The organism is Streptomyces sp. 184, assembly GCF_045781775.1.
GTDB lineage: Bacteria > Actinomycetota > Actinomycetes > Streptomycetales > Streptomycetaceae > Streptomyces.
Genome location: NZ_CP123230.1, coordinates 4,955,646 through 4,969,500, shown reverse-complemented (window position 1 = coordinate 4,969,500; position 13,855 = coordinate 4,955,646). Strand labels below are relative to the sequence as shown.

The 13,855-nt window shown below is 71.6% G+C and carries 11 protein-coding genes; 9 read left to right on the top strand and 2 right to left on the bottom strand.

Translation table 11 applies throughout. The annotated features are described in order from the left end of the window. Positions 1-177: 177 nt before the first annotated feature. From yajC to QBL21_RS20820, 5 genes are all read left to right on the top strand, one after another. A complete protein-coding gene (gene yajC, locus QBL21_RS20840; RefSeq protein WP_407563747.1) occupies positions 178-684 on the top strand; it encodes a preprotein translocase subunit YajC in 507 nt (168 codons plus the stop codon). Positions 685-844: 160 nt separating this feature from the next. Then, positions 845-2,611, top strand: a complete 1,767-nt coding sequence (secD, locus tag QBL21_RS20835; RefSeq protein ID WP_407563746.1) for a protein translocase subunit SecD — start codon at positions 845-847, stop codon at positions 2,609-2,611. Between the two features lies 1 nt (position 2,612). Continuing rightward, positions 2,613-3,815 (top strand): protein translocase subunit SecF, encoded by a 1,203-nt coding sequence (gene secF, locus QBL21_RS20830; protein ID WP_407563745.1) that lies wholly within the window; start codon positions 2,613-2,615, stop codon positions 3,813-3,815. Continuing rightward, positions 3,812-4,360 (top strand): adenine phosphoribosyltransferase, encoded by a 549-nt coding sequence (locus QBL21_RS20825; protein WP_407563744.1) that lies wholly within the window; start codon positions 3,812-3,814, stop codon positions 4,358-4,360. Before secF ends, QBL21_RS20825 begins: the two co-directional genes overlap by 4 nt. 149 nt (positions 4,361-4,509) lie before the next feature. After that, positions 4,510-6,999 (top strand): RelA/SpoT family protein, encoded by a 2,490-nt coding sequence (locus QBL21_RS20820; protein WP_407563743.1) that lies wholly within the window; start codon positions 4,510-4,512, stop codon positions 6,997-6,999. A gap of 101 nt (positions 7,000-7,100) precedes the next feature. Here QBL21_RS20820 and QBL21_RS20815 read toward each other — a convergent pair whose 3' ends face one another. Both QBL21_RS20815 and QBL21_RS20810 read right to left on the bottom strand, forming a co-directional pair. Further along, the gene (locus QBL21_RS20815) at positions 7,101-8,330 is read right to left on the bottom strand and encodes a DUF349 domain-containing protein (protein ID WP_407563742.1); all 1,230 of its coding nucleotides are present in this window, start codon (positions 8,328-8,330) and stop codon (positions 7,101-7,103) included. A 230-nt stretch (positions 8,331-8,560) separates the two neighbouring features. Next, positions 8,561-9,415 carry a peptidylprolyl isomerase gene (locus QBL21_RS20810; protein WP_407563741.1) on the bottom strand — a complete coding sequence of 285 codons (855 nt, stop codon included), beginning with the start codon at positions 9,413-9,415 and terminating at the stop codon, positions 8,561-8,563. 191 nt (positions 9,416-9,606) lie between these two features. Here QBL21_RS20810 and QBL21_RS20805 point away from each other — a divergent pair, with 191 nt between their 5' ends. The 4 genes from QBL21_RS20805 (at position 9,607) to QBL21_RS20790 (ending at position 13,853) form a co-directional block, all read left to right on the top strand. Next, positions 9,607-10,326 carry an MBL fold metallo-hydrolase gene (locus tag QBL21_RS20805; protein ID WP_407563740.1) on the top strand — a complete coding sequence of 240 codons (720 nt, stop codon included), beginning with the start codon at positions 9,607-9,609 and terminating at the stop codon, positions 10,324-10,326. Continuing rightward, positions 10,323-11,609 carry a histidine--tRNA ligase gene (gene hisS, locus QBL21_RS20800; RefSeq protein ID WP_407563739.1) on the top strand — a complete coding sequence of 429 codons (1,287 nt, stop codon included), beginning with the start codon at positions 10,323-10,325 and terminating at the stop codon, positions 11,607-11,609. The genes QBL21_RS20805 and hisS overlap by 4 nt, the downstream gene beginning before the upstream one ends. 183 nt (positions 11,610-11,792) lie before the next feature. Continuing rightward, positions 11,793-12,434, top strand: a complete 642-nt coding sequence (locus QBL21_RS20795) for a vitamin K epoxide reductase family protein (RefSeq protein WP_407563738.1) — start codon at positions 11,793-11,795, stop codon at positions 12,432-12,434. 33 nt (positions 12,435-12,467) lie between these two features. Continuing rightward, positions 12,468-13,853 (top strand): replication-associated recombination protein A, encoded by a 1,386-nt coding sequence (locus tag QBL21_RS20790; RefSeq protein WP_407563737.1) that lies wholly within the window; start codon positions 12,468-12,470, stop codon positions 13,851-13,853. The last annotated feature ends 2 nt before the right edge of the window (positions 13,854-13,855 follow it).

The window sequence follows — 13,855 nt, the reverse complement described above, 5'->3', positions numbered from 1 at the left end:
GGGCGTACCGCGGCGGCGCGGGGACTCGCCCGCTACGGAACCCGGGTGACATGCTGGGCGTTGTTCACACGGCGGAACTCGCTTAGACTCCGCCGACGCCTTCCGGAACCGGAGGGCACCCCCGCCCCCCAGAACAGGCCGTGGCGAACGCGGTCATACGAAGGAAACCCGGACACCGTGGATATCACGATTCTCTTGCCGTTCATCGTGCTCATCGGGGCGATGTTCCTGATGACCCGCTCGGCAAAGAACAAGCAGCGCCAGATGACAAGCATGCGGGACCAATTGCAGCCGGGCAGCGGCGTGCGGACCATCGGCGGTATGTACGCCACGGTCAAGGAGGTCCACGAGGACACCATCCTTCTGGAGGTGGCCCCCGGAGTGCACGCGATCTACGCGAAGAACTCCATCGGCGCCGTCCTGGACGACGCCGAATACAACCGCATCGTGCACGGCGCTCCGGAGTTCGACGACGAGGAGATCACCGCGCCCGACGACGCCTCCTCGCTGACGGGGACCGCCGACGGTGACGACGCCGACGAGGACCGCGCGGAGGCGTCGGACAAGATCGACCTCGACAAGAAGGACGCGGCCGACGACGCCGGCGCCGAGGGCGACGCGGTTGCAGCGGACGTCACCGACGAGGACGAGAAGAAGAAGAACGGCGGCTCCGCCGCGAAGTGACCGCGGCCTTTCGGCGGCGGCCCCGCACCGTGTGCGGAGGCGCCGTCGGCCGCGGTGAACGGGGGACCGGTCACTTTTCGCCTCGCGGCACCGCGGGGCTACACTTCGTGACCGCGCGACGAGCCGCGCCGCGCGGTGTCTGGACAGGAGAATCGAGAAGGTGGCAGCACCCAAATCGGGCCGCAGGTCCCAGGGATCTCACGGCAGGCCCTGGCGGCCGCTGCTGCTGATCCTGGCCGCGATCGCCGCGCTCACCGGCGGGATGTTCCTCTCCGGGCACACCACCCCGCGCCTGGGCATCGACCTCGCCGGCGGCACCAGCATCACGCTGGAGGCCAAGTCCCAGCCGGGCAGCGAGAACGCGATCAACTCCACCAACATGGACACCGCCGTGAACATCATCGAGCGCCGCGTCAACGGCCTCGGTGTGCAGGAGGCGGAGGTCCAGACACAGGGCGACCGGCACATCATCGTCAACATCCCCAAGGGCACCAACCAGAAGACGGCGCGCGAGCAGGTGGGCACCACCGCGCGGCTCTTCTTCCGCCCCGTGCTGTCGTACGACGTGAACGAGCCCACGCCGTCGCCCAGCGCCTCGGAGTCCGGGGACAAGGAGAAGGACCAGGACCAGGGCGACGACGCCTCCACCTCGCCGTCCCCGTCCGAGACCGCCTCCGACGACGCCGGCCCGAGCGACGACGCCACCGAGCAGGGCCGGGCCCTGTCCGAGGGCCTCGCCCAGGCCGACGACTCGCCCAGCCCGTCCGACTCGCAGCCGCCGCCCGCCGAGACGCCCCCGGCCGAGCAGGCGCCCACGGGCCAGATCCCCGCCGACGTGCAGAAGAAGCTGGACGCGCTGGACTGCTCCAACGCCGAGGAGCGGACCAAGATCGGCGAGAACGCCAAGCCGACCGACACCGTCGTGGCCTGTGACAGCGACGGCGCGTACAAGTACGCGCTCGGCCCGGCCGAGGTCGAGGGCACCGACGTCGACGACGCCTCCGCCACGTACGACGCCCAGCAGGGCTCCGGCTGGATCGTGCAGCTCGAGTTCGACGACAAGGGCTCCGACAAGTTCGCCGACGTCACCGGCAAGCTCGCCTCCCAGGCCCCGCCGAACAACCAGTTCGCCATCGAGCTGGACGGCGAGGTCGTCTCCGCGCCCTCCGTCGACGAGTCGATCACCGGCGGCCGGGCGCAGATCTCCGGCAGCTTCAACCAGGAGTCGGCCGAGGAACTGGCCAACGTCCTGTCGTACGGCGCGCTGCCGCTGTCCTTCGAGGAGTCCGAGGTCACCACCGTCTCGCCGGCCCTCGGCAACGAGCAGCTCAAGGCGGGTCTCATCGCCGGCGCCATCGGGCTGGCGCTGGTGATCATCTACCTCGTCGCGTACTACCGCGGGCTGGCCCTGGTGGCCGTCGTCAGCCTCATGGTCTCCGCCGTCCTCACCTACACGATCATGGCGCTGCTCGGCCCCGGCATCGGCTTCGCGCTGAACCTCCCTGCGGTCTGCGGCGCGATCGTGGCGATCGGTATCACGGCGGACTCGTTCATCGTCTACTTCGAGCGCATCCGAGACGAGATCCGCGAGGGGCGCACGCTGCGCCCCGCGGTGGAACGCGGCTGGCCGCGGGCCCGGCGCACCATCCTGGTGTCCGACTTCGTGTCGTTCCTCGCCGCGGCCGTGCTCTTCGCGGTCACCGTCGGCAAGGTGCAGGGCTTCGCCTTCACGCTGGGCCTGACCACCCTCCTCGACGTCGTCGTGGTCTTCCTCTTCACCAAGCCGGTCATGACCCTGCTGGCCAGGAAGCCCTTCTTCGCCAACGGCCACCCCTGGTCCGGGCTCGATCCCAAACGGCTGGGAGCCAGGCCACCGCTGCGCGGCCGCCCGCGCGTCGCCGGTCCCGTCAACCCGAAGGAGGTCTGAGATGTCGCGCCTCGGCACCCTCGGCGCCCGCCTCTACCGCGGTGAGGCCGGCTACGACTTCGTCGCCAAGCGGTTCTTCTGGTACGGCGTCTCCATCCTGATCACGATCATCGCGATCGCGGGCTTCTTCGTCCGCGGCCTGAACATGGGCATCGAGTTCGAGGGCGGTGCGGTCTTCACCACCCCGAAGACCGAGACCTCGGTCTCGCAGGCCCAGGAGGTCGCCGAGGAGTCCTCGGGGCACCAGGCCATCGTCCAGGAGCTGGGCAGCGGGAAGCTCCGCATCCAGGTCAGCAGCATCGAGACGCAGCAGTCCGACAAGGTCAAGTCGGCGCTCGCCGAAGAGCTGAACGTCGATGCGCAGCAGATCAACGACCAGCTCGTCGGCCCCAGTTGGGGCGAGCAGATCGCGAACAAGGCGTGGCAGGGCCTGGCGATCTTCATGGTCCTGGTGGTGATCTACCTCGCCATCGCCTTCGAGTGGCGGATGGCGCTCGCCGCGCTCGTCGCGCTGATCCACGACCTGACGATCACGGTCGGCGTCTACACGATCGTCGGCTTCGAGGTGACACCGGGCACGGTCATCGGTCTGCTGACCATCCTCGGTTATTCGCTGTACGACACGGTGGTGGTCTTCGACGGCCTCAAGGAGAGCACGAAGGACATCACCAAACAGACGGCGTTCACCTACCGCGAGGCGGCCAACCGCAGCCTCAACGGCACGCTCGTCCGCTCCATCAACACCTCCGTCGTGGCCCTGCTGCCGGTCGCCGGCCTGCTGTTCATCGGCGGCGGCGTGCTGGGCGGCGGCATGCTCAACGACATCGCGCTGTCCCTGTTCGTGGGTCTGGCGGCCGGTGCGTACTCCTCGATCTTCATCGCCACCCCGCTGGTGGTCGACTTCAAGGAGCGCGACCCCGCCATACAGGCGCACAACAAGCGCGTGGCGGCCCGCCGCGCCTCCGACGCCCGCGCCGCCGCCCGCGGCGAGAAGGTGCCGGCCCGCGACGAGGACGGGCCCGGCGTGGCGATCGTCGTGGACGACGGGTCCGAGGACGGCCTCCGCGACCCCGAGCCCGCCGGGCAGGGCGCCGTCGGGCCCCCGCGCGCCGACGGCCGCCGGCAGCAGCCGGTGTCCCGGCAGCGCGGCCGGGGCCGGCCCTCCGGCAGCCGCGGCGGCCGGTCGGGGGGCAAGCGGCGGTGAGCGTGCCCGAGGGGACCAGGGAGCTGCTGCTCAGCCGGATCCAGGACGTGCCGGACTACCCGCAGCCGGGCGTGACGTTCAAGGACATCACGCCGCTGCTGGCCGACGCGAAGGCGTTCTCCGTGCTCACGGACGCGCTGACCGAGGTCTGCCGGCAGCAGGGCGCCCAGAAGGTCGTGGGCCTGGAGGCGCGCGGCTTCATCCTGGGCGCGCCGGTCGCGGTGCGCGCGGGGATCGGCTTCGTGCCCGTACGCAAGGCGGGCAAGCTCCCGGGTGCCACCCTCGGGCAGGCGTACGACCTGGAGTACGGCACGGCGGAGATCGAGATACACGCGGACGCCCTGAAGCCCGGCGACCGCGTCCTGGTCGTCGACGACGTGCTGGCCACCGGCGGCACCGCGGAGGCGTCGGTGCAGCTCATCCGGCGGGCCGGCGGCAGCGTCACCGGCCTCGCCGTGCTGCTGGAGCTGGGCTTCCTGGCCGGCCGGGCGCGCGTCGAGCGGGCGCTCGGCGGCGCTCCGCTGGACGCACTCCTCACCGTCTGAGCGTCTGTACCGTCCGAGCCGTTTGACCTGGGGTTCTCCGCCCGGCCGGAGCCCTGCCCGGACGGTTGCCGGGTGGTGGGGGCGTGACGGCAGATACCATGGCAGTTCCGGGGATCTCCCCGTGGGCCGCCCACCGTCAAGGAGTGCTCTTGCCAGACGAGGCTCATCGGTCCACCGCCGCGCCGCCCGAGAAGCAGCCCGGCGCGGCGGACCGCCCGCTGCCCGCGCGGGCCGCGGAGAACGGGTCGGGCCGCCGCAGCGCGCCGCCGGACGGGCGAGCGCAGCCGGCCACCCCCGCGCGCGTCGAGCCCGCCTCGGGCCACGGCGGCGGGCAGGCCGGCCGCGGCGCCTCGCCGAGCCGGGTGCGGGCCCGGCTGGCGCGCCTGGGCGTGCAGCGGCAGAGCCCGTACAACCCGGTGCTGGAGCCGCTGCTGCGGATAGTGCGCGGGAACGACCCGAAGGCCGACACCTCCACGCTGCGGCAGATAGAGCGCGCCTACCAGGTCGCGGAGCGCTGGCACCGCGGCCAGAAGCGCAAGAGCGGCGACCCGTACATCACCCACCCCCTGGCCGTCACCACGATCCTGGCCGAGCTGGGCATGGACCCCGCCACGCTGATGGCCGGGCTGCTGCACGACACGGTGGAGGACACCGAGTACGGGATCGAGGACCTGCGCCGCGACTTCGGCGACCAGGTGACGCTGCTGGTGGACGGCGTCACCAAGCTGGACAAGGTCAAGTTCGGCGAGGCCGCGCAGGCCGAGACCGTACGCAAGATGGTCGTCGCCATGGCCAGGGACCCCCGGGTCCTGGTGATCAAGCTCGCCGACCGGCTGCACAACATGCGCACGATGCGCTACCTGCGCCGCGAGAAGCAGGAGCAGAAGGCGCGCGAGACGCTGGAGATCTACGCGCCGCTGGCCCACCGGCTGGGCATGAACACCATCAAGTGGGAGCTGGAGGACCTCGCGTTCGCGATCCTCTACCCGAAGATGTACGACGAGATCGTCCGCCTGGTCGCCGAGCGCGCCCCCAAGCGGGACGAGTACCTGGCCGTCGTCATCGACGAGGTGCAGCAGGACCTGCGCAGCGCCCGGATCAAGGCGACCGTCACCGGCCGCCCGAAGCACTACTACAGCGTCTACCAGAAGATGATCGTGCGCGGTCGCGACTTCGCCGAGATCTACGACCTGGTGGGCATCCGCGTCCTCGTCGACTCGGTCCGCGACTGCTACGCGGCGCTGGGCACCATCCACGCGCGGTGGAACCCCGTCCCCGGACGGTTCAAGGACTACATCGCGATGCCCAAGTTCAACATGTACCAGTCGCTGCACACGACGGTCATCGGACCCGAGGGCAAGCCCGTCGAGCTTCAGCTCCGCACGTTCGACATGCACCGCCGCGCCGAGTACGGCATCGCCGCGCACTGGAAGTACAAGCAGGAGGCCACCGGCGGAGCCGCCCGCCAGCAGGGCGCCGGCACCCGCAAGGGCAGCAAGTCCGAGCAGGTCAACGACATGGCCTGGCTGCGGCAGCTCATCGACTGGCAGAAGGAGACCGAGGACCCCGGCGAGTTCCTGGACGCGCTGCGCTTCGACCTCTCCCGCAACGAGGTCTTCGTCTTCACGCCCAAGGGCGACGTGATCGCCCTGCCCGCCGGCGCCACGCCCGTCGACTTCGCGTACGCGGTGCACACCGAGGTCGGGCACAAGACCATAGGGGCGCGGGTCGGCGGCCGGCTCGTACCGCTGGAGTCCGCCCTCGACAACGGCGACACCGTCGAGGTCTTCACCTCCAAGGCCGCCGGTGCGGGCCCCTCGCGGGACTGGCTGAACTTCGTCAAGTCGCCCCGCGCGCGCAACAAGATCCGCGCCTGGTTCTCCAAGGAGCGCCGGGACGAGGCCATCGAGCACGGCAAGGACGCCATCGCGCGCGCGATGCGCAAGCAGAACCTGCCGATCCAGCGCATCCTCACCGGCGACTCGCTGGTCACCATCGCGCACGAGATGCGCTACCCCGACATCTCCGCGCTCTACGCGGCGATCGGCGAGGGCCACGTCTCCGCGCAGAACGTGGTGCAGAAGCTGGTCCAGGCGCTCGGCGGCGAGGAGGCGGCCACCGAGGACATCGAGGAGAGCGCGCCGCCGCTGCCCGGCACCCGCAAGCGCCGGGCGGTCAACGACCCCGGCGTGATCGTCAAGGGTGTCGACGACGTGTGGGTGAAGCTCTCACGCTGCTGTACGCCGGTGCCCGGAGACCCGATCATCGGCTTCGTCACCCGCGGCAAGGGCGTCTCCGTGCACCGCGCCGACTGCGTCAACGTCGAGTCGCTGTCGCAGCAGCCCGAGCGGATCATCGAGGTCGAGTGGGCGCCGACGCAGTCGTCGGTCTTCCTCGTCGCCATCCAGGTCGAGGCGCTGGACCGCTCCCGGCTGCTCTCGGACGTCACCCGGGTGCTGTCCGACCAGCACGTGAACATCCTGTCCGCCGCCGTGCAGACCTCCCGCGACCGGGTGGCAACCTCGCGCTTCACCTTCGAGATGGGCGACCCGAAGCACCTCGGGCACGTCCTGAAGGCGGTACGGAAGGTCGAGGGCGTCTACGACGTGTACCGCGTCACCTCCGCCCGGAACAACTGAGCGCACCGCACCGGCACCGTCCCGGCGCACGACGAAGGCCCCGCCGCCCGGCGGGGCCTTCGTCACGTACGCACTGCTCAGCCGGTCAGCCGGTCAGCCGCTCAGCCGCCGAACTCCCGCAGGCCCTTGAGCGCCTGGTCGAGCAGGGCCTGCCGGCCCTCCAGCTCGCGGGCCAGCTTGTCGGCCTTGGCGCCGTTGCCCTGCGCCCTGGCCTGCTCGATCTGCCGGTGGAGCTTGTCGACGGCGTCCTGCAACTGCCCGGTGAGCCCCTCGGCGCGCGCCCGCGCCTCCGGGTTCGTACGGCGCCACTCGGTCTCCTCCGCCTCGCCGATCGAGCGCTCCACGGCGTGCATCCGGGCCTCGATCTTCGCCCGGGCGTCCCGCGGTACGTGCCCGATGGCCTCCCACCGCTCGTTGATCGAGCGGAAGGCGCCCCTGGCGGTCTTGAGGTCGGTGACCGGCAGCAGCTTCTCCGCCTCGGCGACCAGTTCCTCCTTGCGCGTCAGGTTCTCGCGCTGCTCGGTGTCGCGCTCGGCGAAGACCTCGCCGCGGGCCTGGAAGAAGACGTCCTGCGCACCGCGGAAGCGGGCCCACAGGTCCTCCTCCTGGTCGCGCTGCGCGCGGCCCGCGGCCTTCCAGTCCGCCATCAGCTCGCGGTAGCGGGCGGCCGTCGGCCCCCACTCGCGGGAGCCGGAGAGCGCCTCCGCCTCCTCCACCAGCTTCTCCTTGCGCCGCCTGGCCTCCTCGCGCTGGGCGTCGAGGGACGCGAAGTGCGCCTTGCGGCGCTTGGAGAACGCCGAGCGCGCGTGGCTGAAGCGGTGCCACAGCTCGTCGTCGCTCCTGCGGTCCAGCCGCGGCAGACCCTTCCAGGTCTCCACCAGCTCCCGCAGCCGCTCGCCCGCCGCGCGCCACTGCTCGCTCTGCGCCAGCTCCTCCGCCTCGGCGACCACCGCCTCCTTGGACTCGCGCACTTCCACCTGGTGCTTGGCCTTGGCCGCCTTGCGCTCCTCCTGACGCGCGCCCACGGCCTCCACCAGCCGGTCGAGCCGCGCCGTCAGCGCGTCGAGGTCGCCGACCGCGTGCGCCTCGGAGACCTGCTCACGCAGGTGCTCGATGGCGGCGGTGGCGTCCTTGGCGGAGAGGTCGGTGGTCTGCACCCGGCGCTCGAGGAGGCCGATCTCCACGACCAGGCCCTCGTACTTGCGCTTGAAGTAGGCGAGTGCCTCCTCGGCCGAGCCCGCCTGCCAGGAGCCGACGACTCGTTCGCCGTCGGCGGTACGCACGTACACGGTGCCCGTCTCGTCGACCCGGCCCCATGGGTCGCTGCTCACAGCGCCTCCTCACATGACGCCCCGCGGGCCCGGCAGCCCGGCGACGTCTTCCACAGTTGTCTGCGGCCGGAAAGGGGATGGGGTACCGGATCCGGCCGATCCGGCGGCGGGCGAAAGCGACTGCCGCCGGCACCCCCGCACCTGCACAACGCCAACATAGGCGAACGGCGGGCCGGCTGTCCGCATCCCGCGCGAGACCAATCCCGTAACGACGCGGGCCCGCCCGTGACTCAGTGGTCGGTCTCCTGCTCCTGTGTGCCCTCGGTGACGGTCGCCTTGTCGATGACCACGGTCGCGTTCGGGGCGGTGTTGCCCGTCTGCGGGTCCTGCGGCTGCGCGCCGGCCTCGGCGATGGTCTTGACCGTCGCCGTGCCCTCGTCCGTGAGCTTGCCGAACGGGGTGTAGTTGGGGGGCAGCGGGCTGTCCTCGTAGACGAGGAAGAACTGGCTGCCGCCGGAGTCCTTCTGGCCGGTGTTGGCCATCGCCACGGTGCCCGCGGGGTACGTCCCGCCCTTGACCGCCTTGTCCTTGAGGTTCTCGTCCGGGATCGTGTACCCGGGCCCGCCCTGGCCGGTGCCGGCGGGGTCGCCGCACTGGAGCACGAAGATGCCGGACTCCTGCCCGGTCAGCCGGTGGCACGGGCTGTGGTCGAAGTAGCCCTCGCCGGCGAGGAACCGCATGTTGTTGACGGTGTGCGGCGCCTTGCCCGCGTCCATCTCGATGCCGATGTCGCCACAGGTGGTCGAGAGCGTCATCGTGTACGTCGCCGAGTCGTCGATGTCGAGCTTCGGCTCCTTCTTCCACGTCTTCTTCGACGGCTTGCCGTCCTCCGGCTTGCCGCAGGGGTCGTGCGCCTTCTCCGGGCTCGCGCTCGGCGCCGCGGAGTCGTCCTTCTTCTTGTCGTCGTCGTCCGACCCGAAGCCGGTGACGGCCGCGACCGCGACCGCGGTGATCACGACCACCAGCGGTGCCGTGATCACTGCCGCGAGCTTCCGGTTGTGCTTTCTGCGGTCGGCGCGCCTGCGCTGCTGCCGCTCGTACTTCTCCCGGGCGAGCTGCCGCCTCCGCTGGTCCCTGCTGACCACCGCGTCTTCTCCCTCGAGTCGCTGCCACACGCGTTCGTGGACCGGAATTCCGTGTGCCGTACCGTATATCGATTCGCTGCCGGATGAGGAGCGCCGGTAGTCTCAGAACGGCCGCAATTCCGGGGCCGCCGCCGGCCGCGCGGCTCCCGGCGGCGGCACAGCCGACGACAACCGACAGGTGAAGGACGAACGTGCTCATTGCCGGGTTCCCCGCGGGCGCATGGGGCACCAACTGTTATCTGCTCGCCCCGGCCGCCGGTGAGGAGTGCGTGATCGTCGATCCCGGGCACCGGGCGGCGGACGGCGTCGCGGAGGCCGTCGCCAAGCACCGGCTCAGGCCGGTCGCGGTCGTGCTCACCCACGGGCACCTGGACCACGTCGCCTCGGTGATCCCCGTCTGCGGCGCCCACGACGTGCCCGCCTGGATCCACCCCGCCGACCGGTACATGCTCGCCGAGCCGGAGAAGGCGCTCGGCATGGCCGTCGGAGCGCCGCTGCTCGGCGACCTGACCGTGGGGGAGCCGGACGACGTGGCCGAACTGGCCGACGGCGCCGAGCTGGAGCTGGCCGGGCTGAGCCTCACCGTCGCGCACGCGCCCGGCCATACCAAGGGGTCGGTGACCTTCCGGCTGCCCGAGCAGCCGGAAGTGCCGCAGGTCCTCTTCTCGGGCGACCTGCTCTTCGCCGGCTCCATCGGACGCACCGACCTGCCCGGCGGCGACAGCGCCGAGATCCTCGAATCGCTGGCCCGCGTGTGCCTGCCGCTCGACGACTCGACCGTGGTGCTGCCCGGGCACGGCCCCCAGACGACCATCGGCCGCGAGCGCGCCGGCAACCCCTTTCTCCAGGAGCTGGCCGCCGGCCGGGCGGGCGGCCAGGCCGCCCCGCTCCGCCACCGACGAGGAATGTGACGACCCCCTCCGTGAGCACTTCACCGGCCTTCAAGGCCCCCAAGGGCACCTACGACCTGATCCCGCCGCGCTCCGCGGCCTACCTCGCCGTCCGCGAGGCGTTCGCCGCGCCCGTACGCCGCGCAGGCTACGGCTACGCCGAGACCCCCGGCTTCGAGGACGTGCGGCTCTTCGCCCGCGGCGTCGGCGAGTCCACCGACATCGTGACCAAGGAGATGTACACCCTCACCACCAAGGGCGGCGACGAGCTGGCACTGCGCCCCGAGGGCACCGCCTCCGTGCTGCGCGCGGCGCTGGAGAGCAGCCTGCACAAGCAGGGCAACCTGCCGGTCAAGCTCTGGTACTCCGGTTCCTACTACCGCTACGAGCGCCCGCAGAAGGGCCGTTACCGGCACTTCTCCCAGGTCGGCGCCGAGGCCATCGGCGCCGAGGACCCGGCGCTGGACGCCGAGCTGATCGTCCTGGCCGTCGACGGCTACCGCGCGCTGGGGCTGACGGGCTTCCGGCTGCTGCTCAACTCCCTCGGCGACCAGGAGTGCCGGCCCGCCTACCGCGCCGCGCTCCAGGACTTCCTGCGCGGCCTCGACCTCGACGAGCCCACCCGCGAGCGGATCGAGATCAACCCGCTGCGGGTCCTCGACGACAAGCGCCCGGAGGTCCGGGCGCAGCTCGACGACGCGCCGCTGATGCGCGACCACCTGTGCGAGGCGTGCAAGGCGTACCACGAGCAGGTCCGCGAGCTGCTGACGGCGGCCGGCGTCGCGTACGAGGACGACCCCCGGCTGGTCCGCGGTCTCGACTACTACACGCGCACCACCTTCGAGTTCGTCCACGACGGCCTCGGCGCCCAGTCCGCCATCGGCGGCGGCGGGCGCTACGACGGGCTGTCGGAGATGATCGGCGGCCCCGCGCTGCCGTCCGTGGGCTGGGCGCTGGGCGTGGACCGTACGGTGCTGGCGCTGGAGGCAGAGGGCGTCTCGCTGGACCTGCCCGCCGCCACCGACGTGTACGCGGCGGCCCTCGGCGAGCAGGCCCGCAGGACGCTCTTCGGCGTGGTCACGGAGCTGCGCCGGAGCGGGGTCGCGGCGGACTTCGCGTTCGGCGGCAAGGGCCTGAAGAACGCGATGAAGTCCGCCGACCGCTCCGGCGCGCGCTACGCGCTGGTGGCGGGGGAGCGGGACCTCGACGAGGGCGTGGTCCAGCTCAAGGACCTCGGCAGCGGCGAGCAGCGGCCGGTGGCGCTGACGGCGGTCGTGGGCGAGCTGCACAAGCTGCTCGCCTGACCCCTGCGGGTGGCGCGGCGACCGGGTGGGTTTGCGCCGGTCGAACGCGCGGTCGGGCACCGCCCACCCCTGCCGGTGGACGGCCGGCGGGTGACCGGCCGATCACCGGTGCACCGGTGCCCGATCGCCCTGCGTTGCGGCACAATGAGGTGCCGCCACCGCCGAGCCCACGGAAGCAGCGAGATGACCACGACCGCAACGAGAACGGCCCCGTCCCGGCACGAGGACCCGCCCGAATCCGGACTGATCGGGTCGAGCCGACCGTTCGCCTGGCTGCTGATGATCGGCGGCACGCTGGGTGTGGTGGCATCCGCGGTGATCACGCACGACAAGATGAAGCTGCTGGAGGACCCGAACTACGTCTCGGCGTGCAGCCTGAACCCCGTCCTGTCGTGCAACAACATCATGAAGAGCTGGCAGGCGTCGGTGTTCGGGTTTCCGAACCCGTTCGTGGGCTGGATCGCCTTCCCGATGCTCGTGGTGATCGGCGTGGGCCTGCTCGCCGGCGCGGGGCACCGCCGCTGGTGGTGGACCGGACTGTGGGCGGGCTCCCTCTTCGGGGTCGGCTTCGTCACCTTCCTCCAGTACTCCTCGCTGTACAAGATCGGCTCGCTGTGCCTGTGGTGCTCGCTGGTCTGGGCGGTGACGATCCTGATCTTCTGGTACACCACCGTGCACAACGTCAAGACGGGCGTCTTCCCGCTCTCGGCGCGGGCGCGCGAGACGGTGCTGGAGTTCAACTGGGTGGTGCCCGTCCTCTGGTACGGGATCCTGCTCATCCTGATCGGCATCCGCTGGTGGTCGTACTGGAAGACGCTCCTCTGAGTGTTGTCGGTGCCGTGACATAGGGTCGGAGACGTGGAGCCCGACCTGTTCACCGCAGCGGCCGAGGAGCGCCAGGAGAAGGATCCCGGCAGTTCCCCGCTGGCCGTCCGGATGCGCCCGCGCAGCCTCGACGAGGTCGTGGGCCAGCAGCATCTGCTGGGGCCCGGCGCCCCGCTGCGCCGGCTGGTCGGCGAGGGCGCCGGCGGCCCGGCGGGCCCGGCGTCCGTGCTGCTGTGGGGCCCGCCGGGCACGGGCAAGACGACCTTGGCGTACGTGGTGAGCCAGGCCACCCAGAAGCGTTTCGTGGAGCTGTCCGCGATCACCGCCGGCGTCAAGGAGGTCCGCGCGGTGATCGAGGGCGCCCGCCGCGCCGCCGGGGGGTACGGCAAGGAGACCGTCCTCTTCCTCGACGAGATCCACCGCTTCAGCAAGGCCCAGCAGGACTCGCTGCTCCCGGCGGTGGAGAACCGCTGGGTGACGCTGATCGCGGCCACCACGGAGAATCCGTACTTCTCGATCATCTCGCCGCTGCTGTCCCGCTCCCTGCTGCTCACGCTGGAGCCCCTCACCGACGACGACGTGCGCGGGCTGCTGCGCCGGGCCGTGACCGCCGAGCGCGGTCTCGGCGGTGCGGTGACGCTGCCGGAGGAGTCCGAGGAGCATCTGCTGCGGATCGCCGGCGGCGACGCGCGCCGGGCGCTCACCGCGCTGGAGGCGGCGGCGGGGGCGGCGCTGGCGCAGGGCGAGCCGGAGGTGTCGCTGCCGACGCTGGAGGCGGCGGTCGACCGTGCCGCCGTGGCGTACGACCGGGACGGCGACCAGCACTACGACGTGGCCAGCGCCCTGATCAAGTCCGTGCGCGGCTCGGACGTGGACGCCGCGCTGCACTATCTGGCGCGCATGATCGAAGCGGGCGAGGACCCGCGGTTCATCGCCCGGCGGCTGATGATCTCCGCCAGCGAGGACATCGGGCTGGCCGACTCCTCTGCGCTCCAGACGGCGGTCGCCGCGGCCCAGGCGGTGGCCATGATCGGCTTCCCGGAGGCGGCGCTGACGCTGGCGCACGCCACGGTGGCGCTCGCGCTGGCCCCGAAGTCCAACGCGGTGACGAAGGCGATCGGCGCCGCGATGGACGACGTACGGGCCGGCAAGGCGGGCCCGGTGCCGGCGCATCTGCGGGACGGGCACTACAAGGGCGCGGAGAAGCTGGGGCACGCGCAGGGGTACGTGTATCCGCACGACGTCCCCGGCGCCATCGCCGCCCAGCAGTACGCCCCGGACGCCCTCTCCGGCCGGCGTTACTACGAGCCGACGCGGTACGGCGCCGAGGCGCGCTACGCCGAGGTGGTCGAGCGGGTGCGCGAGCGGCTGGCGGGCCGGGGGCAGGACGGCCCGGGCCGGGGCGGCGAGCGCGACTGACG